30 protein-coding genes are annotated in these 23,810 nt (G+C 64.4%); 19 read left to right on the top strand and 11 right to left on the bottom strand.

Features of this window, described 5'->3' with window-relative positions:
• Positions 1-14: 14 nt before the first annotated feature.
• The 5 genes from ubiT to norR all read right to left on the bottom strand — a co-directional run bounded on the left by ubiT (position 15) and on the right by norR (position 4,407).
• Complete coding sequence (gene ubiT / locus NAV27_RS05945; protein WP_102827630.1) at positions 15-503, bottom strand: ubiquinone anaerobic biosynthesis accessory factor UbiT; 489 nt, start codon at positions 501-503, stop codon at positions 15-17.
• Positions 497-1,387 (bottom strand): U32 family peptidase, encoded by an 891-nt coding sequence (locus NAV27_RS05940; protein ID WP_003287974.1) that lies wholly within the window; start codon positions 1,385-1,387, stop codon positions 497-499. The genes ubiT and NAV27_RS05940 overlap by 7 nt, the downstream gene beginning before the upstream one ends.
• A gap of 14 nt (positions 1,388-1,401) precedes the next feature.
• Complete coding sequence (ubiU, locus tag NAV27_RS05935; RefSeq protein WP_102827631.1) at positions 1,402-2,397, bottom strand: ubiquinone anaerobic biosynthesis protein UbiU; 996 nt, start codon at positions 2,395-2,397, stop codon at positions 1,402-1,404.
• Between the two features lie 195 nt (positions 2,398-2,592).
• Positions 2,593-2,802 (bottom strand): hypothetical protein, encoded by a 210-nt coding sequence (locus tag NAV27_RS05930; protein ID WP_003287976.1) that lies wholly within the window; start codon positions 2,800-2,802, stop codon positions 2,593-2,595.
• 81 nt (positions 2,803-2,883) lie between these two features.
• On the bottom strand, positions 2,884-4,407 hold the full coding sequence (gene norR, locus NAV27_RS05925) for a nitric oxide reductase transcriptional regulator NorR (RefSeq protein ID WP_008567386.1): 1,524 nt from the start codon (positions 4,405-4,407) through the stop codon (positions 2,884-2,886).
• Between the two features lie 151 nt (positions 4,408-4,558).
• Here norR and ytfE point away from each other — a divergent pair, with 151 nt between their 5' ends.
• The 4 genes from ytfE (at position 4,559) to NAV27_RS05905 (ending at position 6,528) form a co-directional block, all read left to right on the top strand.
• Positions 4,559-5,230, top strand: a complete 672-nt coding sequence (gene ytfE / locus NAV27_RS05920; protein WP_102827632.1) for an iron-sulfur cluster repair protein YtfE — start codon at positions 4,559-4,561, stop codon at positions 5,228-5,230.
• Between the two features lie 60 nt (positions 5,231-5,290).
• Positions 5,291-5,449 (top strand): hypothetical protein, encoded by a 159-nt coding sequence (locus NAV27_RS05915; protein ID WP_180981392.1) that lies wholly within the window; start codon positions 5,291-5,293, stop codon positions 5,447-5,449.
• A gap of 145 nt (positions 5,450-5,594) precedes the next feature.
• Complete coding sequence (locus NAV27_RS05910) at positions 5,595-6,278, top strand: Crp/Fnr family transcriptional regulator (RefSeq protein ID WP_008567389.1); 684 nt, start codon at positions 5,595-5,597, stop codon at positions 6,276-6,278.
• 52 nt (positions 6,279-6,330) lie between these two features.
• Complete coding sequence (locus tag NAV27_RS05905) at positions 6,331-6,528, top strand: hypothetical protein (protein ID WP_008567390.1); 198 nt, start codon at positions 6,331-6,333, stop codon at positions 6,526-6,528.
• Between the two features lie 82 nt (positions 6,529-6,610).
• On the opposite strand, the gene NAV27_RS05900 is transcribed toward NAV27_RS05905, so the two are convergent.
• Positions 6,611-7,774 carry a type III PLP-dependent enzyme gene (locus NAV27_RS05900; RefSeq protein ID WP_008567391.1) on the bottom strand — a complete coding sequence of 388 codons (1,164 nt, stop codon included), beginning with the start codon at positions 7,772-7,774 and terminating at the stop codon, positions 6,611-6,613.
• A 393-nt stretch (positions 7,775-8,167) separates the two neighbouring features.
• On the opposite strand from NAV27_RS05900, the gene NAV27_RS05895 reads away from it, so the two are divergent.
• Together NAV27_RS05895 and NAV27_RS05890 are read left to right on the top strand one after the other, a co-directional pair.
• A complete protein-coding gene (locus tag NAV27_RS05895) occupies positions 8,168-9,751 on the top strand; it encodes a peptide chain release factor 3 (protein ID WP_102827633.1) in 1,584 nt (527 codons plus the stop codon).
• A 68-nt stretch (positions 9,752-9,819) separates the two neighbouring features.
• On the top strand, positions 9,820-10,128 hold the full coding sequence (locus NAV27_RS05890) for a hypothetical protein (protein WP_102827634.1): 309 nt from the start codon (positions 9,820-9,822) through the stop codon (positions 10,126-10,128).
• A 21-nt stretch (positions 10,129-10,149) separates the two neighbouring features.
• Here the strand turns inward: NAV27_RS05890 and NAV27_RS05885 are convergent, their stop codons facing one another.
• Positions 10,150-10,467 (bottom strand): TraR/DksA family transcriptional regulator, encoded by a 318-nt coding sequence (locus tag NAV27_RS05885; RefSeq protein ID WP_008567394.1) that lies wholly within the window; start codon positions 10,465-10,467, stop codon positions 10,150-10,152.
• 145 nt (positions 10,468-10,612) lie between these two features.
• Between NAV27_RS05885 and NAV27_RS05880 the strand changes: the two genes are divergently transcribed.
• The 5 genes from NAV27_RS05880 (at position 10,613) to NAV27_RS05860 (ending at position 13,501) form a co-directional block, all read left to right on the top strand.
• The gene (locus NAV27_RS05880) at positions 10,613-10,918 is read left to right on the top strand and encodes a nucleotide pyrophosphohydrolase (protein ID WP_054093517.1); all 306 of its coding nucleotides are present in this window, start codon (positions 10,613-10,615) and stop codon (positions 10,916-10,918) included.
• A complete protein-coding gene (locus NAV27_RS05875) occupies positions 10,915-11,664 on the top strand; it encodes a methyltransferase domain-containing protein (RefSeq protein WP_054093516.1) in 750 nt (249 codons plus the stop codon). The genes NAV27_RS05880 and NAV27_RS05875 overlap by 4 nt, the downstream gene beginning before the upstream one ends.
• A 16-nt stretch (positions 11,665-11,680) precedes the next feature.
• Positions 11,681-12,313, top strand: coding sequence for a DUF4136 domain-containing protein (locus NAV27_RS05870; protein WP_102827635.1), 633 nt, complete (start codon positions 11,681-11,683; stop codon positions 12,311-12,313).
• A gap of 88 nt (positions 12,314-12,401) precedes the next feature.
• Positions 12,402-12,962, top strand: a complete 561-nt coding sequence (locus NAV27_RS05865; protein WP_008567403.1) for a DUF4136 domain-containing protein — start codon at positions 12,402-12,404, stop codon at positions 12,960-12,962.
• A gap of 89 nt (positions 12,963-13,051) precedes the next feature.
• A complete protein-coding gene (locus NAV27_RS05860; protein ID WP_054093514.1) occupies positions 13,052-13,501 on the top strand; it encodes a DMT family transporter in 450 nt (149 codons plus the stop codon).
• Positions 13,502-13,507: 6 nt separating this feature from the next.
• Here NAV27_RS05860 and NAV27_RS05855 read toward each other — a convergent pair whose 3' ends face one another.
• Positions 13,508-14,437, bottom strand: coding sequence for an SdiA-regulated domain-containing protein (locus NAV27_RS05855; protein WP_102827636.1), 930 nt, complete (start codon positions 14,435-14,437; stop codon positions 13,508-13,510).
• A gap of 245 nt (positions 14,438-14,682) precedes the next feature.
• On the opposite strand from NAV27_RS05855, the gene NAV27_RS05850 reads away from it, so the two are divergent.
• The 3 genes from NAV27_RS05850 (at position 14,683) to NAV27_RS05840 (ending at position 16,905) form a co-directional block, all read left to right on the top strand.
• A complete protein-coding gene (locus NAV27_RS05850) occupies positions 14,683-14,976 on the top strand; it encodes a hypothetical protein (RefSeq protein ID WP_008567406.1) in 294 nt (97 codons plus the stop codon).
• Between the two features lie 89 nt (positions 14,977-15,065).
• On the top strand, positions 15,066-16,445 hold the full coding sequence (locus NAV27_RS05845) for an MATE family efflux transporter (protein ID WP_102827637.1): 1,380 nt from the start codon (positions 15,066-15,068) through the stop codon (positions 16,443-16,445).
• A gap of 1 nt (position 16,446) precedes the next feature.
• Positions 16,447-16,905 (top strand): DUF2214 family protein, encoded by a 459-nt coding sequence (locus NAV27_RS05840; RefSeq protein ID WP_102827638.1) that lies wholly within the window; start codon positions 16,447-16,449, stop codon positions 16,903-16,905.
• Between the two features lie 6 nt (positions 16,906-16,911).
• Here NAV27_RS05840 and speA read toward each other — a convergent pair whose 3' ends face one another.
• From speA to thiO, 3 genes are all read right to left on the bottom strand, one after another.
• Positions 16,912-18,822, bottom strand: a complete 1,911-nt coding sequence (gene speA / locus NAV27_RS05835) for an arginine decarboxylase (protein WP_102827639.1) — start codon at positions 18,820-18,822, stop codon at positions 16,912-16,914.
• Positions 18,823-18,939: 117 nt separating this feature from the next.
• Positions 18,940-19,311, bottom strand: a complete 372-nt coding sequence (locus NAV27_RS05830) for a translation initiation factor Sui1 (protein WP_102827640.1) — start codon at positions 19,309-19,311, stop codon at positions 18,940-18,942.
• Between the two features lie 101 nt (positions 19,312-19,412).
• Positions 19,413-20,558 (bottom strand): glycine oxidase ThiO, encoded by a 1,146-nt coding sequence (thiO, locus tag NAV27_RS05825; RefSeq protein WP_305128244.1) that lies wholly within the window; start codon positions 20,556-20,558, stop codon positions 19,413-19,415.
• Between the two features lie 68 nt (positions 20,559-20,626).
• Between thiO and NAV27_RS05820 the strand changes: the two genes are divergently transcribed.
• The 5 genes from NAV27_RS05820 (at position 20,627) to NAV27_RS05800 (ending at position 23,809) form a co-directional block, all read left to right on the top strand.
• Positions 20,627-21,151, top strand: a complete 525-nt coding sequence (locus NAV27_RS05820) for a GspH/FimT family pseudopilin (RefSeq protein ID WP_102827642.1) — start codon at positions 20,627-20,629, stop codon at positions 21,149-21,151.
• Between the two features lie 102 nt (positions 21,152-21,253).
• Positions 21,254-21,742 carry a GspH/FimT family pseudopilin gene (locus NAV27_RS05815; RefSeq protein WP_102827643.1) on the top strand — a complete coding sequence of 163 codons (489 nt, stop codon included), beginning with the start codon at positions 21,254-21,256 and terminating at the stop codon, positions 21,740-21,742.
• Positions 21,739-22,212 (top strand): type IV pilus modification protein PilV, encoded by a 474-nt coding sequence (pilV, locus tag NAV27_RS05810; protein WP_102827644.1) that lies wholly within the window; start codon positions 21,739-21,741, stop codon positions 22,210-22,212. Before NAV27_RS05815 ends, pilV begins: the two co-directional genes overlap by 4 nt.
• Positions 22,209-23,297 carry a PilW family protein gene (locus NAV27_RS05805; RefSeq protein WP_102827645.1) on the top strand — a complete coding sequence of 363 codons (1,089 nt, stop codon included), beginning with the start codon at positions 22,209-22,211 and terminating at the stop codon, positions 23,295-23,297. The genes pilV and NAV27_RS05805 overlap by 4 nt, the downstream gene beginning before the upstream one ends.
• A complete protein-coding gene (locus NAV27_RS05800) occupies positions 23,294-23,809 on the top strand; it encodes a pilus assembly PilX family protein (RefSeq protein WP_102827646.1) in 516 nt (171 codons plus the stop codon). Before NAV27_RS05805 ends, NAV27_RS05800 begins: the two co-directional genes overlap by 4 nt.
• The last annotated feature ends 1 nt before the right edge of the window (position 23,810 follow it).

The raw sequence follows: 23,810 nt of genomic DNA, 5'->3' as shown, positions 1-23,810 counted from the left end.
GAGCAACTGACCTGTTACGCCGGCTGCGCCTTGCCCGCGCGCGCCACTTCCTCGCCGGCGCCTTGCAGCATCTTCCACAACCAAGACGGCAGCGTATCGGGATCGAGGCTGTCGATCAGGTTCTTGATCGCCAGGCCCAGTTCGGTATCTCCTTCGATGATCAGCCGACGACGGAAGAACAGCGTGTCCGGGTCTTCCTGACGGCTGGCCAGCAGGAGAAATTCGCGCCAGTTGCCGCGGATGCTCACCTCCACCGGCGCCTGCGCGGCGATGCGCAGCTTTTCCCGCTCGCAGGTCAGGCACCAGGCCAGTTCGAGGTCGATGACCTCGAGCTTCATCCAGTGACCTTCCAGCACCTCGAAGGCGCCGTCGGCCAGCGCCTCGGCGAAGATCTGATTGAGACTGCGCTCCAGCGCCAGGCGCTGCAGCAGGAATGGCGTCTTGGCCGCCAGCGGCAGCAGACGCCCGCCGAGGTTCACCAGATGGGCACGCGGGTTCAGCATAAACCGGCCTCCTCGGCACGCAGCATGCCCGGCTGGCCATGCCAATAACCATTGCAACCGTCCACCGCCAGCGGCGGCAATGCACCCTTGCGCACGGCGTCGAACGCGGCGATCACCTCTTCCATGCCCGCGGCACGCGGACTCAGACGCAGCAGGTCGGCACCGCTGTCGACCAGTCCTTCGTAGTCGGCCAGCAGGTTGCTGACCGAGGCGGACATGGTCTGGATGCCGTTGATGGTGAACAGCGCCTCTCCTTCCTGACTGAGCAGCGGGATGCCCTCGGGATAGTTCTGGCAGCAGAACTGGCAATCATCCTTCGGTCGGTTCTCGGCGCGGGCGGTGAAGCAGCGCGCCGAATAGGCCAGCGGCAGGTGGCCGTAGGCGAAGATCTCGATCTCCGGCAGCGTGACGCCCAGTCCCTGCAGCTGCGCGCGGGCGCTCTTGATCAGCGCGCCGGAGGCTTCCACCGGCGGCACCCAGCGCTGCATGCCACTGTTGACCAGCTCGGCCAGCGCATGGCCGTTGTACAGGTTCAGCGCCGGACCGCCGACGAACGGCAGCTTGCGCTCGGCCAGCAGCTGCACCGCGCCCATGTCGTTGGCCTCGACCAGCAGCTGGCCGTTGTCGCACAGGCGCCGCAGGCTGGAGAGTTCGGAGGCCGCCTCGACCAGCGTCAGGCCGGACAGCACCAGTTGCGCCGAGGTGACCTCGGCCAGATCGCGCGCCAGCCCCAGCCAGTCGTCGAGCATCATCGCGCGGCGCTTGGAGCAGACCGTCTCGCCCATGTAGATCACGTCCAGCGGCTGGCTGGCCATGTTGGCGTAGAAGTCCAGGGTCTGCTGACGGTCCCAGTAGAACAGGATAGGGCCCAGGGAAAGTTTCATGGTGGCGTCCTCGTTCATTGCCAGGCCCGGTGGTAGGCACCCAGGGTGGTTTGCGAGCCCTCGGACAGCCCGTCGAGCGCCTCGCGCCAGGCCGGCTGCACGCTGTAGCGCTGCGGGGCCTTGAGGTAGCTGTCCAGCGCGGCGCGCCAGACGCGGGTGACCTGCTCGACATAGGCCGGGCTGCGCTGGCGGCCTTCGATCTTCATCGCGGTGACGCCGATGGCGGCCAGTTCGGGAATCAGGTCGAGGGTGTTCAGACTGGTCGGCTCTTCGAGCGCGTGGAAACGCTGGCCATTGACCATGAAGCGGCCCTTGCACAGCGTCGGATAGCCGGCCGATTCGCCCTCGGCGTAGCGATCAATGAGCACGTTGTTCAGGCGCGAGGTCAGCCCTTCGGGCTCCTCGCTCCAGCGCACAGCCTTGGCCGGCGAGCAGACGCCGCAAAGGTTCGGCGACTCGCCGGTGAGATAGGACGACAGGTGGCAGCGGCCCTCGGCCATGATGCACAGGCTGCCGAAGGCGAATACCTCGATCGGCACCGGGCTGCTGGCGGCGACCTGCTTGACCTGCTTGAGCGAGAGCACGCGCGGCAGCACCGCACGGCTGATGCCGTAGCGTTCCTGGTAGAACCCCAGCGATGCGGCGTTGGTCGCCGAGCCCTGTACCGAGAGGTGCAGCTTGAGCTGGGGGTGACGTTTGCTGGCGTAGCCGAGCACGCCGGGGTCGGCGGCAATCAACGCATCGACCCCGAGGTCGGCGGCCTGATCCACCGAGCGCTGCCAGCGCTCCCAGCCTTCGGGTTGCGCATAGGTGTTGACGGCCACGTACAGCTGGCGGCCCTTCTCGCGGATCAGCTGCAGACCCTTGTCGAGCTGCTTCTCGTCGAGGTTGAGTCCGGCGAAGTGACGGGCGTTGGTGTCGTCGCGAAAACCGACATAGATGGCATCGGCGCCCTGCTGGACGGCGGCCTTGAGCGCGGGCAGGCTTCCTGCCGGGCAGACCAGGTGCATGGCAACTCCTAGACGTTCGGATAATGCGCGCTGCACCCCGAGGTACAGCGATCGTTCGGGCTGAACGGAGCAAAAACAGCCGGCAGTCTAGGCAGCTGACCGGGGGCCAGCATTGATGGGCGTCAAGATCGACCCGGGGGCCGCCGGCGCCACGAGCGCCGCGCGCGGCTTGGCGAAAACCCGGCGGACAGCGGCTCAGACGCCCTCGTCGCCCTCGAATTCCTCGGTGGCGCGGGCGACCATCTGCCGCCAGGCGCCGGACTCTTCGCCCAGCAGACGCATGGCCTTGAGCGTGGCAACAAAGGCTTCGCGATAGTGCAGCGGTTCGTTTTCGCGGGCGGCCAGCTCGGCATGAGCCAGCGCCTGGCTCAGCAAGCCGTCGAATTCTTCCTGGTTCAGCGCCATGACGGGTCTCCTCGGCGGGTGCGCAATGAGGGTAGACCATGCCGTCGCCCCAGCGTCTCCGCCCGGCCGACGACCGTCGCGCTACTTGAGCTTGAGCCGGCGCGCCAGCTTGTGCAGGTTGCTCGGATCGACATCCAGCAGCCGAGCGGCCTGCGCCCAGTTTTCGCCGCTGGCCTCGAGCGCCCGGACGATCGCCAGGCGCTGGCTGGCATCCACCGTCTCGCGCAGCGGCAGGATTCGCTCTCCCACCTGCAGCGGCTCGACCACCACCGCGGCAGGGCCCTCGGGACGACTGTCCAGCGCCAGCATGTCCGCCTCCAGGGTGAGAATCTCGCTGCGCGAGCCGCCGCGACTGAGCAGACGCAGCGCGGCGCGGCTGATTACGTGCTCCAACTCACGCACATTACCCGGCCAGTCGTAACCGAGCAGCGCGCGCTCGGCGGTCGGCGACAGGCGCACACTGCGCAGCCCCAGGCGAGCGCGATTGAGTTCGAGGAAGTGCCCGGCAAGGATCAGCACGTCGTTGCCGCGCTCGCGCAGTGGTGGGATCGGTGCCGGGTAGACCGACAGGCGATGGTAGAGATCGGCGCGGAAATGCCCGTCGCGTACGCTGTCGCGCAGGTTGCGGTTGGTCGCGGCGATGATGCGCACGTCCACCCGCCGCGGCTGATCCGCCCCCAGGCGCTGGATCTCGCCGTTCTGCAGCGCACGCAGCAGCTTGGCCTGTACCGTCAGTGGCAGCTCGCCGACCTCGTCGAGCAGCAGCGTGCCACCATTGGCCGCGTCGAACCGCCCCGGGCGGTCGGTGGTGGCGCCGGAGAACGCACCTTTGACGTGGCCGAACAGCTCGCTCTCGGCCAGCGACTCGGGCAGCGCCGCGCAGTTGACGTGCACCAGCGGCTTGTTGCGCCGCCGCGAGTGGCGGTGCAACCAGCGAGCGAACAGCTCCTTGCCGACACCGGTTTCGCCGAGCAGCAGCACCGGCAGCTCGGAATCGGCGACTACCTGCAGCTCGCGCAGCAGATCGCGGATCACCGCGCTGTGGCCGAGGATTTCGCCGTCATCCTGAATCAGCCGCGCCTCCAGCGTATCCGTGCGTGCCAGACGCAGGCCGCGATTCTCGTGCTCCAGACGGGTGATGCGCACCGCCGCCTCGATCACCAGCGCATAGCGCTGCAGGTCGCGGCGCGCGTCATCGTCGAAGGTGCCGGCATGCAGCGCATCGAGCGTCAGCGCGCCCCACAGCTTGCCTTCGACGTAGAGGCTGACGCCCATGCAGTCGTGCACCGGCAGCGGTTCGCCGACGCGCTCGTCGAGCAGGCCGTCGTAGGGATCGGGCAGTCGGCTGTCCGGCTCGAACCAGGTCGGCTCGCGCTGCGAGAGGATGGCCGCCAGCCGCGGATGCTGGGCGACGATGAAGCGCCGGCCGAGCGCCTCCTGCACCAGCCCGACCGCTGCCATCGGCCGCAGGCTGTCGTCGTCCAGGCGCAGCAACACCACGGCGCCGCAGCGAAACCGCTGATGCAGCGTGTGCACCAGCCGTTGCAGACGCACCGCGTTGGGCAGTTCGGTGACCAGGTCGGCGAGAAGCGCTTCTTCCATCATGGTTTTTCGGACCCTCAAGGTTTTTATAACCCTAACGGCGAATGGTCGATTTAACCAGCCCGAATTGCCAAACCCCGAGAATTCGCCGGTTCCGACCTGGCACAGCGCTTGCGACCGTGCAGACAACTTTCCACCAACCGGATATTCGATCATGACTGTTGCGTTGACCGATCAAACCCTTGGCAATCTGGCCTGTTCCATCCCCGGCGCCACCCGCGTGTTCCATCAGTACCGCCTGGACTTCTGCTGCGGCGGCAACGTCCCGCTGCATGAAGCCGCCACCAGCCGCGGCCTCGACGCCGCGCAGATCGCAGCCGAACTGACGGCGCTCGGCGCCTCGGCCGATGGCGAGCCGGACTGGCGCAGCGCCCCGACCAACGAGCTGATCGAACACATTCTCGAGCGTTTCCACGAACGCCACCGCGAGCAGCTGCCAGAACTGATCCGCCTGGCCAGCCGCGTCGAACACGTGCACGGTGCCAAGCCGGACTGCCCGAACGGGCTGGCCGAGATGCTGTGGACGCTACAGCAGGAGCTGGAAAGCCACATGCTCAAGGAAGAACAGATCCTCTTCCCGATGCTGCAGCGCGGCATCAAGACCCCGCAGACCGACGGCCCGATCTCGGTGATGCGCTACGAGCACGACCAGCATGGCGACGCACTGGCGCGACTGTCCGCGCTGACCAACGACATCACCCCGCCGGTCAACGCCTGCAACACCTGGCGTGCGCTGTACCGCGGGCTGGAAGAGCTGCGCGGCGATCTGATGCAGCACATCCACCTGGAAAACAACATTCTCTTTCGTGGCGCCGAAGCCCGCTGAAGAAAGAGTCATGCCGTGGCGGACGGCGTGTCCGCCACTCCTGCAGTAACGGAGGCCCGCATGAACAAAGTCATCCACCCCCTTGCCTGGGGCCTTGCCCTGGCCTCGATCCTGGCGACCGCGAGCAGCCTGGCGCTGGATCTGGTCGCCAGCACCGCCCAGCCCGTCATCCAGAACCCGCAGGCGGCCGCCAAACTGCAGCCGTTGCGCACCGAGTAGACCTCGCCGCGCACCTCGGAGAGCGCTCGAACCGACGCGCCGGTCAATGCTATCGTCGCATAACCGCCGTGCGCCGTCGGTCCAGGCCGAGCCGCTGAGCGGTCGAGCTCGCGCTCCTCACATCAAGAACTCAGGAATGCCTTGCATGGTGCTTCATCGCGTACATCACCAGATTCTTCGCAGCCACCACCTGTTCGAGCCGTTGAACGACGAACAGATGGACGAGCTGATGAATGCCAGCCAGCTGCTCAATCTCGACAAGGGCGACAACCTGTTCCTGCAGGGCGAGCCGGCGCATTCGTTCTACTTCGTGATTTCCGGCGCCATCAAGATCTACCGCCTGACGCCTGATGGTCAGGAGAAGGTCTTCGAGGTCATCGGCAACCGGCAGACCTTCGCCGAAGCCATGATGCTGATGGACACACCCAACTACGTCGCCTCGGCGCAGGCGGTGTGCCCGTCGCAGGTCTACCGCTTCTCCAACACGGCCTACATGCGCCTGCTGGAAGCCAACCAGCGCCTGGCCTTCGCCCTGCTCGGCAAACTCAGCGTGCGCCTGCACCAACGGATCAACGAGATCGAAACGCTGTCGCTGAAGAACGCCACCCACCGGGTGGTGCGTTATCTGCTGACCCAGCTGGCGCGGGTCAAAGACGGCAGCACCAGCTTCGAGCTACCGATGGCCAAGCAGCTGGTGGCCGGGCACCTGTCGATCCAGCCGGAAACCTTCTCGCGGATCATCCGCCGCCTGATCGACGAGGAAATCATCGCTCAGGAAGGCCGGCTGATCAGCATCCTCGATCGCCAGCGGCTGGAGCAGTTCGAATGAGCCGACGCGGGCCCATCGCCCTGCCGCATCCGTAGCTACAGGAGCATCGACCATGCCCAAATGCCTCTACTGCCAGGAGGAAAACCCACCGTACCAGGCCGACTGCCTGAACTGCGGCATGCCGCTGCCGGCACGGGCCGACGGCGCCGGCGAGCGGCGTCAGCGGCGCTTCCTGTGGTTCTGCATCGCACTGACTATCTTCTGCGCGGTGATGATCGTCTGGTTGCCGCGCGGCAGCATCTTCGGCTGAAGCCACCCGGCTCGCACGCCGCTTTCTGCAGCACCAACGAAAACGCCCCGACTGAGCGGGGCGTTGCTTCGTAGCATCCGACTTAGATGTAGAAGGCCTTCAGCGGCGGGAAGCCGTTGAACTCCACCGCGCTGTAGCTGGTGGTGTAGGCACCGGTGGACAGCCAGTAGAGGCGGTCGCCGATGGCCAGGTTCAGCGGCAGGCCGTACTTGTAGTTCTCGTACATGATGTCGGCGCTGTCGCAGGTCGGACCGGCGATCACCACTTCCTCCACCTCGCCCTTCTTCTCGGTGTAGATGGGGAACTTGATCGACTCGTCCATCGTCTCGATCAGGCCGCTGAACTTGCCCACATCGACGTACACCCAGCGCTCGACGGCGGTACGCGACTTGCGCGCTACCAGCACCACTTCGCTGACCAGGATGCCGGCGTTGGCGATCAGCGAACGGCCCGGCTCAAGGATGATTTCCGGCAGGTCGTCGCCGAAATCTTCCTTGAGGAAGCGGATGATTTCCTCGGCGTAGGTTTCCAGGCTGTTGGTGCGGGTGATGTAGTTGGCCGGGAAGCCGCCACCCATGTTGATCATCTTCAGCTCGATGCCGTCTTCTTCCTTCAGGCGCTCGAAGATCACCTTGACCTTGGCGATGGCGGCATCCCACACGGAGATGTCGCGCTGCTGCGAGCCGACATGGAACGACAGACCGTACGGCACCAGACCCAGCTGGCGGGCAAGGATCAGGAGGTCCATCGCCATGTCGGTCTGGCAGCCGAACTTGCGCGACAGCGGCCAGTCGGCAGTGGTCGAGCCTTCGGTGAGGATGCGGACGTACACCTTGGAGCCCGGCGCGGCCTTGGCGATGTTGCGCAGATCAGCCTCGGAATCGGTAGCGAACATGCGCACGCCCTTCTCGAAGAAGTAGCGGATGTCCTTGGCCTTCTTGATGGTGTTGCCGTAACTGATGCGCTCCGGGCCGACGCCGCGCGCCATCACCTTGTCCAGCTCGTAGATGGAGGCGATGTCGAAGTTCGAACCCTTGTCACGCAGCAGATCGATGATTTCCACCGCCGGATTGGCCTTGACCGCGTAGTAGACCTTGGCGAATTCGAACCCGGCGCGCAGGTCGTCATAGGCCTTGGCGATGGTGTCGGTGTCGATGACGACGAAGGGGGTTTCTTGCTGGTCGGCGAAGGCCTTCATCTTCTGGAAGGTCGCGCGGGGGAAATAGTCTTCGATCTTGACGGTCATGCCTGAACTCCAAAACGGGAAACGAAAGTCGGATTAGGGATGAAAAACAGAACGCCTGATCAGTTTCCCCACTTTGGTTCGCCTACTTCCCAAGGCATGTCGCCGAGTATCGCGGGCGCGATCTCTCGTCGTCAGTACTTGAGCCGGATGGATCGTTGCCAGCATGGACGTTCGGGCGCGAACTTTAGGACCAAGGGGGACATAGATCAATCAAAAAAACACCCTCGCCACGCATCCATTTCAGGCTTGTTCTCGATTCAAAACAAAGCGTCCCAGAAACTGCACAAACAGCGATTTTCCGGCGTCCGGCGAACCGCAGTCCGAGGCATTTGCCGCTATAATCGCCGCCTTTTCTGACAGACCGACTACTCGTCGACGGGTTCCTTTATTCCGATGACCACTCAGGCCGCCGAAGTCGCGAAGCGCCGTACCTTCGCCATCATTTCCCACCCCGATGCGGGCAAGACCACCATCACCGAGAAGCTGCTGTTGATGGGCAAGGCCATCGAGGTCGCCGGCACGGTGAAGTCGCGCAAGTCCGACCGCCACGCCACCTCCGACTGGATGGAGATGGAGAAGCAGCGCGGCATCTCCATCACCACCTCGGTGATGCAGTTCCCCTACCGCGAGCACATGATCAACCTGCTCGACACCCCCGGTCACGAGGACTTCTCCGAAGATACCTACCGCACTCTGACCGCCGTGGACAGCGCGCTGATGGTCCTCGACGGCGGCAAGGGCGTCGAGCCGCGCACCATCGCGCTGATGGAAGTCTGCCGCCTGCGCGACACGCCGATCGTCAGCTTCATCAACAAGCTCGACCGCGACATTCGCGACCCCATCGAGCTGCTCGACGAGATCGAGGCGGTACTGAAGATCAAGGCCGCGCCGATCACCTGGCCGATCGGCTGCTACCGCGACTTCAAGGGCGTCTATCACCTGCGCGAAGACAAGATCATCGTCTACGTGCCCGGCCATGGCCACGAGCGCACCGAGAAGCGGGTGATCGACAAGCTGGATTCGGACGAAGCGCGCACCCACCTGGGCGACATGTACCAGCGTTTCGTCGAGGAACTCGAACTGGTCCAGGGCGCCTGCCACGAGTTCGACGAGCAGGCCTTCCTCGAGGGCGAGATGACGCCGGTGTTCTTCGGCACCGCGCTCGGCAACTTCGGCGTCGACCAAGTGCTCGACGCCATCGTCGACTGGGCGCCGATGCCGCTGTCGCGCGCTGCCCACGAGCGGGTGATCGAACCGGTCGAAGAGAAGTTCTCCGGCTTCGTGTTCAAGATCCAGGCGAACATGGACCCCAAGCACCGCGACCGCATCGCCTTCATGCGCATCTGCTCCGGCAAGTACGAGAAGGGTATGAAGATGCGCCACGTGCGGATCAAGAAGGATCTGAAGATCGCCGACGCGCTGACCTTCTTCTCCAGCGAGCGTGAAATGCTGGAAGAGGCCTATGCCGGCGACATCATCGGCCTGCACAATCACGGCACCATCCAGATCGGCGACACCTTCAGCGAAGGCGAGGTGCTGGGCTTCACCGGCATCCCGCACTTCGCCCCGGAGCTGTTCCGCCGCGTGCGCCTGAAGGACCCGCTGAAGTCCAAGCAGCTACGCCAGGGCCTGCAGGAGCTGGCCGAAGAAGGCGCCACCCAGGTGTTCTTCCCCGAGCGCAACAACGACATCATCCTCGGCGCGGTCGGCGTGCTGCAGTTCGACGTGGTCGCCAGTCGTCTGAAGGAGGAATACAAGGTCGAGTGCGCCTACGAGGCGATCAACGTCTGGTCGGCGCGCTGGATCGAGTGCAGCGACGAGAAGAAGCTCAAGGAATTCCAGGACAAGGCCTACGAGAACCTCGCCATCGACGGCGGCGGCCACCTCACCTACCTGGCGCCGACCCGGGTCAACCTCAGCCTGATGGAAGAGCGCTGGCCGGATGTGAAATTCCGCGCCACCCGCGAGCATCACTGAGACCCGCCCCGCAGGCGATGCGTGAACGATCGACTATGCTCCGGCGCTCAACTTCCGGAGCAAACCTCGTGCAACGCCTGCTGATTCTTCTCGCCCTGCTTGCCCCTGCCGCCCAGGCGGGGGTACTGATCAACAGTCCCTATTGGGTGATCGCCCTGGACTGCCCGAACAACCCACGCTGCTATGCCTCCAGCAATGCTGGCTATACGGGCTCGCTGAACGGCGCCCGGCGCTTCGACGATCCGGCGCAGGCGGGGAAGTTCATGAACAGCCTGACCTCGAGCCTACGCGGCAAGTCCCCCCGCATCGAACAGCACGGCGAGCAGCGGTGCGTCGAACCCAGCAGTGATCGTCCGATCAACGGGCGGCCCTGCTGACTGGGCTCAGCGCAGCGGAGTTCAGCTAGCCGCGCACTGCAGACAGAACTCCGCCGCTGGCTTCGCCCGCAGACGCGCCTCGTCGATCGGCTCGCCGCAGCGTTGGCATTCGCCGTAGCGGCCCTGCGCCAGTCGCTGGCGCGCCAGGCCGACCAGACGCAACTCTTCTTCGGCCTCGATCAGCAGGCTGCGCAGAACATCATCGTTTTGCCGCTCCTGTGCCTGCTCGGCGAAATCCGGGTCGTGAGCCTTCGCCAGATCACGACGCAGCGCGGCTGCGCGCTGCAGGTATTCGCTGGACAGGCGCTCGAGTTCTTCATGCGGTTCGAATCGGGACATGGCTCGCCTCCTGGATAATGATTTGAGTGTGGCCCGTTCCAGGAATCGCGCACTGATGGCCGTCAATCCCGCTGCACCCGCCAGCCCCTTGCGAGCCGGCGAGGAGTGGCGGAAGCTAGCCGCCTTCCCGTAGCTCGTGACCTTCATGAACATCCAAGCCATCACCCAGCGCCTGCACGCGATCCGTGATCGCAACGACTGGCAGCGTTTTCACAGTCCGAAGAACCTGGCCATGGCGGCCAGCGTGGAAATGGCCGAACTGGTGGAAATCTTCCAGTGGCTCAGCGAGGACGAATCGCGGCAGCTACCTGCCGAGCGGCTCGAACACGCAGGCCAGGAAGTCGGCGACATTCTCATGTACCTGCTGTTGATGTGCAGCGAGCTGGGCATCGACATGGAGCAGGCGCTGCTGAGCAAGCTGGCCGACAACGAGAGGCGCTTTGCCCGATGAGCGATCGCCACTTCGACGAACTCGCGGCGCGCTTCGCCGAGAAGATCTACGGCGGCGCCAAGGGCGCGATCCGCCTCGCCGTGCTGCAGGCCGATCTTGCCGAGGTGCTGGCGCGGCGCCCGCTGCGCGTGCTCGACATCGGCGCCGGGCTCGGCCACATGAGCCTCTGGCTGGCGCAGCAGGGGCATGACGTCACGCTCGCCGAGCCCGCGGCGCCGATGCTCGAGGGCGCGCGCGAGCGCTTCGCCGAAGCCGGCCAGCAGGCCACGTTCATTCAGGCGCCCTGGCAGGACGTCGAGGCACGCGTCGACGGTCGCTTCGATCTGGTGATCTGCCACGCGGTACTGGAGTGGCTCGCCGAGCCAAAGGCGATCCTGCCGGTGCTGCATCGCCTGACCGCCGCCGATGGCTGGCTGTCGCTGGCCTTCTACAACCGCGACGCGCTGATCTACCGCAACCTGCTCAAGGGACATTTCAAGAAGCTGCGCGCGCAATCGTTCGCCGGCGAACGGCAGAGCCTTACCCCGCAGCAGCCGCTCGATCCACGCGAGCTGGCGACGCAACTCGCCCCGTTGTGGCAGGTCGAACACAGCAGCGGCGTGCGCGTGTTCCACGACTACATGCCGCCCGAATTCCAGGCGCGTACCGAGCCGGCCGAGCTGCTGGAAATGGAGCTGGTCTACCGGCGCCACCCGACCTTTGCCGGTCTCGGGCGCTACCTGCACTGGCTGTGCCGGCCGCACTGACGGCGAGGAGATATTCATGGCACGCTCGTTCGCACGCCTCACCCTCTGCCTGCTGACGTTGGGCCTGAGCGCCTGCCAGCACGACAACCCCTACACCAGCGCAGCCGCACCGATCCCGGATGCACCGCCGACCAGCGTCGCCACGCCCGACCGCAGCGCCTATCCGGCAGCACCGGTGGAGTTTTCCAGCTATCGCACCTGGAGCTGGCGCAATCCGCCGGCCGGCACCGGCTCGCTGACGCCCGAAGAATTGCAGGAGATCGTCGCCAGCGCGCTCGATCAGCGCGGCCTGCGCCCGCCAGCGCCAGGCGGTGCGGCCGACCTGCAGATCACCGCCCATGTGCGCAGCGAGACCCGCCTGCGGCAGGTCTACGACGACTACGGCAGCTATTACGGGCGCGGCCGTTACGGCAGCTATTACGGGCGCGGCCGTTACGGCAGCGACTACGGCATGTGGGGGCACGCACCGCTGGTGCGGACCTACGAGGAAACCGTACTGGTGGTTCACCTCGAGCTGTTCGACCCGCGCCGCGCCGCCGTGGTCTGGAGCAACCAGGCGCAGGCACGCCAGGGCGGCGACCGCAGCCAGTTACGTGACGCTCTGCGCGACGCCGTCGACCGCGCCCTGGCGGACTATCCGCCGCGCTGAGCAAATGGCCGGCACCGCGGCATGCGTTCGCACGCCAACCGGCGCGCGCGGGCATACACTCAGATATATGCCGCATCGGAGACCGCTCATGTACCGCCATCTGCTGCTGATTCCACTGCTGGTCCTGCTTGTCGCCTGCCAGAGCGCGCCGTTGCAGCGCGACTTCGATCCCGACCGCGACTTCAGCCGCTATCGCAATTGGGGCTGGAAGGAACCGGCGCTGCAATACCGCCCGGATGACCCGCGCATTCGCAGCGATCTCACCGAACAACGCGTGCGCAACGCCCTCGCCGAGCAACTCGAGCAGCGCGGGCTGCGCCCGAGCACCGCCAGCGCGCCGGCGCAGGTGCTGGTGCAGGCCTGGCTGATCGTCGAACAACGCACGCAGACTTACACCAGCATGTCCGGTGGCGCCTGGGGCGGGCCCTGGTCCGGTTTCTGGGGCGCGCCGATGTATGCCGACACGCGCACCGTGGACTATCAGGTCGGCACGCTGCAGATCGACTTCTACGACGCCGCCGACGGCAAGCTGGTCTGGCGCGGCAGTACCGAGCGAATCCTGCCGAGGAACGCCGGAACGCCCGCCGAGCGCGAACGCATGCTGCGCGAAACCGTGGCCCAGCTGCTGGCGCACTATCCGCCGCGCTGAGCTGTGCCTCGCCGACGGTGCCCGGCCCTGGCCAGCCCGCGCCGGACTGCCCATACTGTCGCGCCTGTTCATCCGCGGAGATTCGCTGCATGTCTGCTGTAGCCTGGTGGCTGCTCGCCCTGCCCTTTATTGCCGGAGCCTTCATGCCGTTGCAGGCCGGGATCAACGGCCAGCTGGCGCGTCAGCTGAGCAGCGTGATGGGTGCGGCGCTGCTTTCCTTCGCCGTGGGTACGCTGGCGTTGCTGTGCGTGGTCGCGGCGCAGCGCGACCTGCCGGCGCTGCAGACGCTCAAGGGCTTGAGCTGGTGGCACTGGAGCGGCGGCCTGCTGGGCGCGTTCTTCATCGCCACTGCCGCCTTCGCCGCACCGCGTACCGGCGCGCTGCTGTTCATGGCGCTGGTGCTGGCCGGCCAGCTGTGCATGGCGCTGCTGCTGGATCACTTCGGCTGGGCGGGCTTTCGCCCGGCACCGCTCAGCCTCGGCAAGGTCGCCGGCCTGCTGCTGATCGTCGCTGGTGTCTGGCTGATCCGCCGCAGCTGACGCCGATCAGTCGCGGTCGAAGGCGTAGAACAGATTCGGCTCGCTGACCAGATAGAGATTGCCACGCGCGTCGAAGGTCATACCCTCGGCCTGCGGCACGCTGCGCTCCAGTCCGGCAAAACCGCTCCACAGCGAGCGGAAGCTGACCATCCGCCCCTTGCCATCCAGTTCGAGCATCATCTTCGCTTCGTCGCTGAGCAGCACCAGATGCCCGGTGCGCTCGTCGAAATGCACCGACGCCAGGTCGCTGGCCATGTCCTTGTCCTCGATCCACGCCTCGCGGTCGATGACCTTCAGCGCCATCGTGCCGCCCAGGCTGCGCTTGAGGCCTTGGATTTCGTAGAGCTTGCGCGGCGAGTGTTCCTTGACGACGAACAGCCGATCGCCGGCGCGATCGTAGCCGACACCTTCGAAGCCGCTGTTGTCCGGTGCGTGCAGGCCGAGGCTGATCGCCTGGTAGTCGGCCCGCCGCAACGGCCCGTCCGCGGTCGGCAGTGGCACGATGACCAGCGTCTGGCTGCGTTCCTCGGCTATCACCAGCAGGTCATCACCGAGGTAGGTCACGCCCTCGACATCGCTGAATCCCTCGAGCCGGTAGCGCGCCAGCAGGCGGCCGTCGGTATCCAGGGCAAGCAGTTCCTCCGGATTGTTGACGACCGCCCACAACTGGTCGCGCTGCCCGTCGTAGGTGAGGCCGGACAGATTGTTCGCCACGCCCGCCACCGGCGCCGCCTCGGTGCGCACGCGGTATTCCGGCAGCCAGAGGCTGCGTTCGCTCAACCGGCTTTCGTGCAAGGCGGTACTCAGCGAAAAGAACAGACGCTCATCGAGGTGAAAGGTGGTGCTGACATAACCGCAGAGCAGAAGCAGTCCGGCGATCCACATCTGCGGACGCACGCCGCCGGTCAGGCGCAGGCGTCTGGAACTTGCAGGCATTGGCTGGCTCTCGTTCGTTCTGGCCTGCCCGCACCTTGCGGCAAAGCCGTTGCAATTGGATGACGCTGACAACACGCCCCGATCACCGACACGCGAATAGCCAAGCCAGCGTCCGACTGCCATCGGCGCTCGAGGTTCCATGGCGCACCGTTTAAGCTGACGGAACTCGCCGGCCGTCTCCGCGGCCAAAGCGAGGTCGGCGGCGGCTATGGCACGCCGCCATTTCAACGGGGTGGGAGAACAGCATGCGGGTGGAAGGCGTTTTCGAATGGCTGGGCCAGGTTCTCGGAACGGTGATTCGCTACATCGTCGAAGCACTCAGCGGCTTCTTCGGATTCTTCGTCACCGCGGGACACGATTTTCTCGAAGGGCTGTCGCGCACGCTGGGCATGGACCGCTCGCTGCTCAGCCTGGCGGCGCTGGTGATCGGGCTGCTGTTGCTGGTGGCAGCGGTACGTGCGTTCTTTCGGCGAGCATTCATCAGCGGTCTGGTCTGGCTGTTCCTCGGCCTGTGGCTGTTGAGCTGGCTGATCCGCTGAGTCGCCGGCCGTGACCGGCTCCGCCCTCCGCAGCTGCGTTCGACGTCCGGGACACGTATAGTTTCGGGCTGTTCTGGAGTTCTCACGTGATGTCCCGGCTGTTCGCTGCCTGGCGCCATGCTCCGACTCATCGCCGAGTCTGGAGCCTGTCCGCGCCGATGATCCTGTCCAACCTCTCCGTGCCGCTGGTCACGCTGGTGGACAGCGCAGTGGTCGGCCATCTGCCGCACGCGCATCAGCTGGCTGCGGTCGCGGTTGGCGGCAGCCTGTACACCCTGCTGGTCTGGCTGATGGGCTTTCTGCGCATGGGCACCACCGGGTTCGCCGCCCAGGCCAGCGGCCGCCGCGACGGCAGTGCGCTGCGCCAGGTTTTGCTGCAGGGGCTATTGCTGGCGCTGGGCTTCGGGCTGCTGCTCGGGTTGCTGGCGGTGCCGCTCAAAGGCCTGGCGTTGCAGCTGATGCAGCCTTCGGCGGAACTCGATGCACTGACCCGCGATTACTTCCATACCCGCCTGTTCGGCTTGCCGGCCGCGCTGGCCAGCTATGCCCTGATCGGCTGGCTGCTCGGCGCGCAGAACGCACGCGGGCCGCTGGCGATCCTGCTCACCACCAACCTGCTCAACGTCGTACTGGACCTGTGGTTCGTGCTCGGTCTGGAGTGGGGAGTGCTCGGCGCCGCACGCGCCTCGGTGATCGCCGAATGGAGCGGCGCGCTGCTCGGCTTGGCGCTGGCGGCACGCGCTCTACACCGCCATCCGGGCCAGATCGATTACGCGCAGTTGCGCCGCTGGACCAGCTGGCGACCGCTGATGGCGGTCAACCGTGACATTTTCCTGCGCTCGCTGGCACTGCAGCTGGTGTTCTTCATGGTGACGGTGCAGGGCACCCGCTTGGGCGATGCCACCGTCGCAGCCAATGCGCTGCTGCTCAACGGCATGCTGCTCACCGCCCATGCGCTGGACGGCCTGGCCCATGCGGTGGAGGCGCTCTGCGGCCATGCCATCGGCGCGCGCGACCGTCTGGCGCTGCGCCGGGTGCTGGTGGTCGCCGGCGGCTGGTCGCTGCTGGCCAGCCTCGCCTTCGCGGTGTTCTTCCTGCTCGGCGGTGAGTTGTTCATCCGTCTGCAGACCGATATGCCCGAGGTGCGCCAGCTGGCCTGGAGCTATCTGCCCTATCTCGCCGCGCTGCCGCTGATCGCCGTCTGGAGCTACCTGCTCGATGGCCTGTTCATCGGCGCCACCCGCGCCCGCGAGATGCGCGACAGCATGCTGCTCGCCGTCGCGCTCAGCCTGCCGCTGGGCTGGCTGTTGCAGGACATGGGCAATCACGGATTGTGGCTGGCGTTCCTCTGCTTCATGCTGCTGCGCGGAGTCTGCCTCGGCGGCCTGGCGTGGCGCCTGCAGGCACGCCAGGCGTGGCTCGCGCCGATCCACGGCACACCTTCGGGACATCCAGCCAAAGGACACTGACATGGCCTACGCCATCGCCGCCTACCTGCATTTCCTGGCGGTCTTCCTGCTGTTTGCGCTGCTGCTGCTGGAACACCAGCTGCTGCGGCGGCCGCTGAGTTTCGCCCGCGCCCGCAGCCTGTTTCGCACCGATCTGCTGTTCGGCATCGTCGCCGGGGCGGCGCTGGTCAGCGGCGTCGCGCGCGCCGGCTGGTATGGCAAAGGCGCCGACTATTACCTGCAGAACAGCCTGTTCCACGCCAAGGTCGGTCTGTTCGTGGCCGTTGCCGTGCTGTCGATCTATCCGACCGTAACCTTCCTTGGCTGGCGCAGCGCGCTGCGCAACCGCCAGGTGCCGGCGATCAGCGCCCCCACGGCACGCTGGCTGACCTGGGTGATCCGTCTGGAGCTGCTGCTGTTGCTGGTCATTCCGCTGCTGGCCGCGCTGATGGCGCGCGGCTTCGGCGTGCTGACCGACTGAGCCGGCTCAGGGCGTGAGGTAGGACGAGCGGGTCAGGCCCAGGCGCAGCGCATCGATGAACTGGGTGCGTTCCTTGGCGCTGAGCTTGGCGCTGGCGACCTTGTCGCGGTAATAGGTCATCAGCTCCTCCGGCGACAGGTGCACGTAGCGCAGCATGTCCTCGATGGTGTCGTGGGTCTCGATGCCGGCGTGGTAGTAGCTGCCGTCCTCGCGCTGGTAGACGTTCACTGAGTCGGTGTCGCCGAACAGGTTGTGCATGTCGCCGAGGATCTCCTGATAGGCGCCGACCAGGAACACGCCGAGGAAATACTCCTCGCCCGGCGCGACCTCGTGCACCGGCATGCTGCTCTCGATGCTCTGCTCGTCGACGTAGTGCTTGATCTTGCCGTCCGAGTCGCAGGTCAGGTCCTGCAGCACGGCGCGGCGCACCGGCTCCTCGCTCAGCCGCTGCAGCGGCACGATCGGCAGGATCTGGTCGATGGCCCAGGTATCCGGCAGGCTCTGGAACACCGAGAAGTTGCAGATGTACTTGTCGGCGAGCTTGTCGTTGAGTTCGTCGAGTACCGCACGATGCGAGCGCTGGCGTGCCTTGAGCTGGTTGTACAGACGGCGGCAGATGGCGAAGTAGCTCTGCTCGGCCAGCGCTTTCTGCGCCAGGGTCAGCTTGCCGGACGCATACTGCGCGCCGGACTCGCTCATGTAGTGGGTGGCGCGCCAGTAGGTTTCGGTGACCATTTCCGGGTCGGTCGGACCGAGCAGATCGACCAGCGACTGGACGATTTCCGGCAGCTCGTCGTAGTTGTCGATCTGCGGCACCTCGTCATTGTGCCGCTCGATGTCGGTTACCTGCATCACCAGCACCGCGTGGTGCGCGGTCATTGCCCGGCCGCTCTCGGAGAAGATATGCGGGTGCGGCAGCTCCTGGCGGTCGCAGAATTCCTTGAGCATGCCGACCACGGTGCCGGCGTACTCGTCCATGTCGTAATTGATCGAGCTGGCGTTACGTGAATGGGTGCCGTCGTAATCGACGCCCAGTCCGCCGCCGACGTCGATGTAGTCCACCGGCAGGCCCAGCGCGCGCAGTTCGGCGTAATAGCGGATGGCCTCGCGAAAGCCCTGGCGGTAGTCGGCCAGATTGGCAATCTGCGAACCCATGTGAAAGTGCAGCAGACGGATGCCCTGATCCATACCCGCGACGCGGAAGCGCTCGATCACCGAGAGCAGTTGCGCGGCGGAAAGGCCGAATTTGGAGCGCTCGCCGCCGGTATCGGCCCACTTGGACGAGGCCAGCGAGGACAGCCGCACGCGCAGCCCGATCTGCGGCATCAGCTTGAGTTCGTTGGCCTCCTCGATCACCAGGCCGACCTCGGACTCCTTCTCGATGACGATGAACACGTTGTGGCCGAGCTTCTGTCCCATCAGCGCCAGGCGGATGAACTCACGGTCCTTGTAGCCATTGCAAACGATGGTGCCGCCCTTCGGCGCCAGCGCCAGCACGGCCATCAGCTCCGGCTTGGAGCCTGCTTCCAGACCAATGGAAACGTTCTGCGTAGCGATGATGTTTTCCACCACCGCTTCCTGCTGATTGACCTTGATCGGGTATAGCGCGGTGTATCTGCCGGCGTACTCCATCCGCTCGATGTTGGCGTCGAAGGCGCCAGTCAGACGCCGCACGCGGTCCTGCAGGATGTCCGGGAAGCGCACCAGCAGCGGCAGCGACAGCCCCGCCTCGCGCAGCTGGTGGATCAGCCGATTGAACTCGATCGGCGCGCCGTCGCGCTGCGGTCGTACTTCGACGCCGCCTTCGTCGTTGATCGCGAAGTAGCCGGCGCCCCAATGGCGAATCCCATAGATGCTGCGGCTGTCCGCGGCGGTCCACTGGCTGCCGTCATCTTTACGTGTGCGTCGTACGGGCATCGGAGTCTCCCTGAAATGGTTGCGTGCCGCGCGGCTCGTGCTGGCCGGCGCAAGGGCTAATCGGCTTGGACAGCCTGATACATAAAATCGCGCAAATGTTCGGCCGGGCGCCGATGCTCAGCCACCAGACTTCTTGGCCTGGAAGCCGCGCTTGGTCAGCTCGTCGAGCAGCAGCTGGACGTGGTCGCCCTGGATTTCGATCACGCCATCCTTGAGCGCGCCGCCGGTGCCGCAGCGGCGCTTCAGCGCGCTGGCCAGCTCCTTGAGTTCGGCCTCGGCGAGCGGTACACCGGTAATGGTGGTGACGGTCTTGCCGCCACGCCCCTTGCTCTCGCGCCGTACCCGGGCGATGCCATCACCCTCGGGAATAGCGCTCTGCTTGCAGATGCAGGCATCCAGCGGTTGTGCACAGTCGGGACAATGCCGGCCGGCGTCGGTGGAATAGACCAGCCCGCCCAGACCGGCCAGTGATGTGGTTTTCTTGGCCACGCATACCTCGTCGCAAAAGAAACAGCCCCGGCATGCCGGGGCTGCGATGCGCAGAATCTAGCAGCAAAGCACGCCGGACCGCAGCTCCGGCAACGACCAGCCTACGCGGTTGCCTCCTGGAGACGCGCACCCGGTGCATAGGGTTGCGGATCGATGATCGGCTCACGATCCAGCATCAGATCGGCCAGCAGCTGGCAGGACGCCGGCGCCAGCACCAGACCATTGCGGAAGTGCCCGCAGTTCAGCCACAACCCGTCGACGCCGTCCACCGCACCTATATACGGCACGCCATCCGGCGAACCAGGCCGCAAGCCGGCCCAATGCTTCACCACCGGCGCATCGGCGAGCGCCGGCAGCAACTCGACAGCGGTCTTGCGCAGGCTCTGCAGCGCATCTTCGGTCGGCACCTTGTCGAAACCGACATCCTCCAGTGTGCTACCGACCAGGATGTGGCCATCGCGCCGCGGAATCGCGTAGCGCCGCTTGGCCAGCACCATGCTCGGCAGGAAGTCCTCGGCACATTTGAACAGGATCATCTGGCCCTTCATCGGCTTGACGGGCAGCTCCAGCCCCAGCGTCCGCAGCAGATCGCCACTCCAGGCGCCCGCCGCAACCACCACCCGTTCGGCACGCATCTCGCCTTGCGTCGTGCAGACGCCCACGACCCGCGTGCCCTCGCACACGAAGCCGGTCACCGGGCACTGCTCGATCAGCCGCACGTTCGGCAACTGCTGCAGCGCAGCCCGCAGCGCCTGCAGCAGACGCGGGTTGCGCACGTTGGCAACCCCGGACATGTAAACCGCCCGCTCGAACCCTGGACCCAGCGCCGGCACGGCGGCATGCACTTGCGCCATCGGCACGGACTGCAACGGCCTTCCATGCTGCCGAGCCCAGGCGAGCGCGTCGTCCTCATCCTGCAGATCGAGCCAGTAGAGGCCGGTCTCGTAAACCTCGGGATCGATCTCCGTCTGCGCCAGCAACTGCTCGCCCAGCTGCGGATAGAAATCCTGCGACCAATGCGCCAGCGCTGTCACCGCCGGGCTGTAGCGCCACGGATAAAGCGGCGAGACAATCCCGCCACCAGCCCAGGAGGCTTCGCTGCCGCTCATTCCTGCTTCGACGATTACTACCTGTCCGCCCGCTTCAGCCAGCCGCAGCGCACTCAAGAGGCCGATTACGCCAGCCCCGACCACAACTGTTACCTGTCCCACATTTAATCTCCCAAACGAAGCCGCAAGTCTTGACATTAGGGACTATGAGGCTAAAAAGAAGCCCGCCAGGACGGCAATCGATCATGTGTAAAGGGATTCACGCGATGACGGATAATACTGCCCATGACGGCTTCACTCTTATCGAGCTTTTGGTGGCGCTTGCTGTATTGGCTATTTTGCTGGGCATCGGCGTACCCGTTTTCGGCAAAGCGGTAGCCAGCAGCCGCCAGCTGACATCGGTGAACCAGCTGGTGGCAGATCTAAATTTCGCACGCTCCCACGCGATCACCCGCGGCCGAATGATTACTTTGTGCGCCGGCGAGCAGGCTTGTAATGGCTCGCCTCGCTGGTCGGGGCGCATCTTGATCTTCCTCGACGCAAATCAGAACGGACAATTCGACGCAGGAGATGACCTGGTACAGATATCAGAACTGTCGACGAGCCTGGAGTGGTCTTGGTCGAACTTTCGCAACCAGCCCCATATGAGTTTCGCCCCCGATGGCACTACCCATAGCTTGAACGGTACCTTCACCCTTTGTCGGGATACCAGCGCGTTACGAACCATTGTGATCAATATCACAGGCCGCATGAGACTTGATCTGCCGGACGATGATAGTCGATGTCGTTAAGATGCCACACAGCGGATTAATCCGACCGAACATCCGACAGAAAGTGGAAGGTCGGCGACGAAACCGCATCATTTTCCTTCCCTCCAGGCAGCGAGCGCAGTTATGCATCACAACCGCGGTTTCACCCTGATCGAACTGCTGGTGACCGTAGCCATTCTGGCCATTCTGCTCGGGCTGGCGGTTCCTTCGTTCCGATCTTTGATTGAAAACAACCGAACACAGACGGCCGCAAATAATCTTACTGGCGCGCTGCAATTTGCCCGCTCGGAAGCAATCAAGCGCGGAGTCGCCACACAAATCTGTCGGCGCAACGGAAATGCCTGCGCCAACGCCACGACCTGGGGCGACGGCTGGCTGGTGAAAATTAGCGGCGGTGATGTGCTGCAAGTCTGGGACGCGACCGCTAACGGCACCACCGTCACCGGTCCGGCCGAGACACTCACGTTCAGGCCGAACGGTTTGCTCGCCAATGCGCTGGACGACAACGAAGAGTTCGTCGTATCGATCACCGACTGCTCGAACCAGCCTCAGTACACCATTGCCCTGAGTGCGACGGGACGCGTCTCAAGCTCGAAAGGAAACTGCGAATGACTCTTCCCATACCAGGCACACCAATCCACGTCCGAGGCGCGACTCTCATCGAGGTACTGGTTGCTCTCCTGGTGCTTTCCGTTGGACTCCTAGGCTTGGCGGGTTTGCAGATGACCGCAACCAAGAGCAACCACAGCGCTTATTACCGCTCCCAAGCGACTCTCCTTGCATATGACATCACCGATCGCATGCGAGCCAATCGTGCAGATGCACTAAATGGCGTATACGACCAAGTATTGAAGAACACGGAGTGTGACGTCGAACTCGCACCGAGCGGCTCGCTCGCTCAACGCGACATGGCCGAGTGGCTCAATTCGCTGTCGTGCCTGCTCTCGCCAGACGCCCAGGGTAGCGTTCAACGCAACGGGCGACAGTTCACCGTTTCCATCGAATGGAACGATAACCGGGGCCGGATCGAAGATGCCGATGCCAATGACCGGGAAACCTTCGTCTATCGGACTCAACTATGAACAAGCCGCTACCACTCTCCCAACGGGGCCTATCGCTCATCGAACTGATGGTTGCAATGCTCATCAGTCTGTTGCTGCTTGGCGGCGTGCTTCAGGTATTTCTTTCCAGCAAGGAGCTTTACCAGACCAACACGGCGATTGCACGACTTCAGGAAGCCGGGCGCTTCGCCACCGAGTTCATTAGTTTTGATGTCAGGCAGGCTGGCTTCAAAGGTGAATGTCTGAACGAGCCGACCAAGCATCTAAGCATGAACGGCCTTAGCATGGACGAGCGTAACGCCTACAGCACCACGCCGCCGATTCAGGGTTGGGACAACAGCAAGCCGGTGATCTTTTCCAATAGCGAATCAACGCGAGCAGCCACAGACGCCTTCATTGTCAAGTACGCCAGCGATGGCAAGGAATTCCAGGCACAGGGAACCAACAACATCCAAACACCCAGCCTCGGAGTTTCCCTCGCAAACGGCGATAGCCAAGGAACCGGTGCCTACGCTGGCCAATTGGTCATTCTGGCGAACTCGACGGGTTGCGATACGTTCCAGAACGCCAATAACGCGAGCGCTAGTACATTCCAGAAAGCTGGAGGCAACGTTACACCAGGCAATATCAACCAGGACTGGAGCCAGCAATACACCAATCGCCTAACCTCCTACATCTTGCGCAGCCACACCTATTACATCCGTAACAACACCGGGCGGTTGCCGTCACTCGTGCGCAAATCACTAACTCCCTCTCCCCATCACGAAGAAATGGTCGAGGGGGTGATCGATATGCAGGTCACCTACGGCCTGGACCGGGACGGCGACCGGCAGGCCGATGAGTACGTAAAGGCCGGCACGAACAATCTGTCGGCAACCGGTGAGGGCGACTGGACGAAGGTGGTCTCGGCCCGCATCTCGCTACTCGTACTGAGCGCGGAAACCAATGCGCTGGAAGAGCCCCAGGTATTCGCCTACCCGCCCGCCAGCGGGATCACCAAGGAAGACGAATTCGCCATTTACGACGACGGAACCGTGACCATCAAGAACAACCGCATCGCCCAAGCCTTCACCACTACTGTTGCAATCCGGAATCGACTGCCATGAACTGCCAACACTTTAGCCACGCCGGACAACGTGGCGCAGTGCTCCTCGTTGCGCTGGTTATGCTCCTGTTGCTCACCATTCTTGGAATTGCGGCCATGCGCGATACCAACTTGCAGGAAAAGATGGCGGGCAATATGCGCGATCACAATCTAGCGCTTCAGGCGGCCGAGGCCGGTCTGCGCTTCGCTGAACAGTCACTCAAGAATCAGTACGACAACCTTATCAGCGACACGCTTTATCCGATCAACGATCCGACGCCGGATGCCGTTGAATTCAGCGGATTCACGGGCGATGTTGCCTCTAAACCAAGCTACACGGTTACCCGCCTACCGCACCCGGGCCCGCTGAACATGCAGGACATGGTCAATGCAGAAACGGCAGGGGGGGGATCGCTGGAAGCGGGTGAATCGCTGATTCTGGATTTCGTGCTGGTGCGTATCGAAAGCACTGGCACCGGTATGAGCTCCGATTCGAAGGTCACCCTTCGATCCCTATACTTCGTCGAGGAGTGAC

It is taken from the genome of Stutzerimonas degradans, assembly GCF_024448505.1.
In the GTDB taxonomy this organism is placed as follows: domain Bacteria; phylum Pseudomonadota; class Gammaproteobacteria; order Pseudomonadales; family Pseudomonadaceae; genus Stutzerimonas; species Stutzerimonas degradans.
This window is presented reverse-complemented; position numbering and strand designations above follow the sequence as displayed.

Bases quoted from the DNA above. Each gene is read 5' to 3' on its own strand.
- thiO (WP_305128244.1), bottom strand. From the start codon at position 20,558: ATGTCAAGACTTGCGGCTTCGTTTGGGAGATTAAATGTGGGACAGGTA.
- NAV27_RS05845 (WP_102827637.1), top strand. From the start codon at position 15,066: ATGTCCCGGCTGTTCGCTGCCTGGCGCCATGCTCCGACTCATCGCCGA.
- NAV27_RS05915 (WP_180981392.1), top strand. From the start codon at position 5,291: ATGAACAAAGTCATCCACCCCCTTGCCTGGGGCCTTGCCCTGGCCTCG.
- NAV27_RS05865 (WP_008567403.1), top strand. From the start codon at position 12,402: ATGTACCGCCATCTGCTGCTGATTCCACTGCTGGTCCTGCTTGTCGCC.
- NAV27_RS05860 (WP_054093514.1), top strand. From the start codon at position 13,052: ATGTCTGCTGTAGCCTGGTGGCTGCTCGCCCTGCCCTTTATTGCCGGA.
- NAV27_RS05880 (WP_054093517.1), top strand. From the start codon at position 10,613: ATGAACATCCAAGCCATCACCCAGCGCCTGCACGCGATCCGTGATCGC.
- NAV27_RS05870 (WP_102827635.1), top strand. From the start codon at position 11,681: ATGGCACGCTCGTTCGCACGCCTCACCCTCTGCCTGCTGACGTTGGGC.
- norR (WP_008567386.1), bottom strand. From the start codon at position 4,407: ATGATGGAAGAAGCGCTTCTCGCCGACCTGGTCACCGAACTGCCCAAC.
- ubiT (WP_102827630.1), bottom strand. From the start codon at position 503: ATGCTGAACCCGCGTGCCCATCTGGTGAACCTCGGCGGGCGTCTGCTG.
- NAV27_RS05885 (WP_008567394.1), bottom strand. From the start codon at position 10,467: ATGTCCCGATTCGAACCGCATGAAGAACTCGAGCGCCTGTCCAGCGAA.
- NAV27_RS05910 (WP_008567389.1), top strand. From the start codon at position 5,595: ATGGTGCTTCATCGCGTACATCACCAGATTCTTCGCAGCCACCACCTG.
- NAV27_RS05855 (WP_102827636.1), bottom strand. From the start codon at position 14,437: ATGCCTGCAAGTTCCAGACGCCTGCGCCTGACCGGCGGCGTGCGTCCG.
- NAV27_RS05815 (WP_102827643.1), top strand. From the start codon at position 21,254: ATGCATCACAACCGCGGTTTCACCCTGATCGAACTGCTGGTGACCGTA.
- ubiU (WP_102827631.1), bottom strand. From the start codon at position 2,397: ATGCACCTGGTCTGCCCGGCAGGAAGCCTGCCCGCGCTCAAGGCCGCC.
- NAV27_RS05850 (WP_008567406.1), top strand. From the start codon at position 14,683: ATGCGGGTGGAAGGCGTTTTCGAATGGCTGGGCCAGGTTCTCGGAACG.
- ytfE (WP_102827632.1), top strand. From the start codon at position 4,559: ATGACTGTTGCGTTGACCGATCAAACCCTTGGCAATCTGGCCTGTTCC.
- NAV27_RS05820 (WP_102827642.1), top strand. From the start codon at position 20,627: ATGACGGATAATACTGCCCATGACGGCTTCACTCTTATCGAGCTTTTG.
- NAV27_RS05940 (WP_003287974.1), bottom strand. From the start codon at position 1,387: ATGAAACTTTCCCTGGGCCCTATCCTGTTCTACTGGGACCGTCAGCAG.
- NAV27_RS05875 (WP_054093516.1), top strand. From the start codon at position 10,915: ATGAGCGATCGCCACTTCGACGAACTCGCGGCGCGCTTCGCCGAGAAG.
- pilV (WP_102827644.1), top strand. From the start codon at position 21,739: ATGACTCTTCCCATACCAGGCACACCAATCCACGTCCGAGGCGCGACT.
- NAV27_RS05895 (WP_102827633.1), top strand. From the start codon at position 8,168: ATGACCACTCAGGCCGCCGAAGTCGCGAAGCGCCGTACCTTCGCCATC.
- NAV27_RS05900 (WP_008567391.1), bottom strand. From the start codon at position 7,774: ATGACCGTCAAGATCGAAGACTATTTCCCCCGCGCGACCTTCCAGAAG.
- NAV27_RS05805 (WP_102827645.1), top strand. From the start codon at position 22,209: ATGAACAAGCCGCTACCACTCTCCCAACGGGGCCTATCGCTCATCGAA.
- NAV27_RS05930 (WP_003287976.1), bottom strand. From the start codon at position 2,802: ATGGCGCTGAACCAGGAAGAATTCGACGGCTTGCTGAGCCAGGCGCTG.
- NAV27_RS05840 (WP_102827638.1), top strand. From the start codon at position 16,447: ATGGCCTACGCCATCGCCGCCTACCTGCATTTCCTGGCGGTCTTCCTG.
- NAV27_RS05905 (WP_008567390.1), top strand. From the start codon at position 6,331: ATGCCCAAATGCCTCTACTGCCAGGAGGAAAACCCACCGTACCAGGCC.
- NAV27_RS05800 (WP_102827646.1), top strand. From the start codon at position 23,294: ATGAACTGCCAACACTTTAGCCACGCCGGACAACGTGGCGCAGTGCTC.
- speA (WP_102827639.1), bottom strand. From the start codon at position 18,822: ATGCCCGTACGACGCACACGTAAAGATGACGGCAGCCAGTGGACCGCC.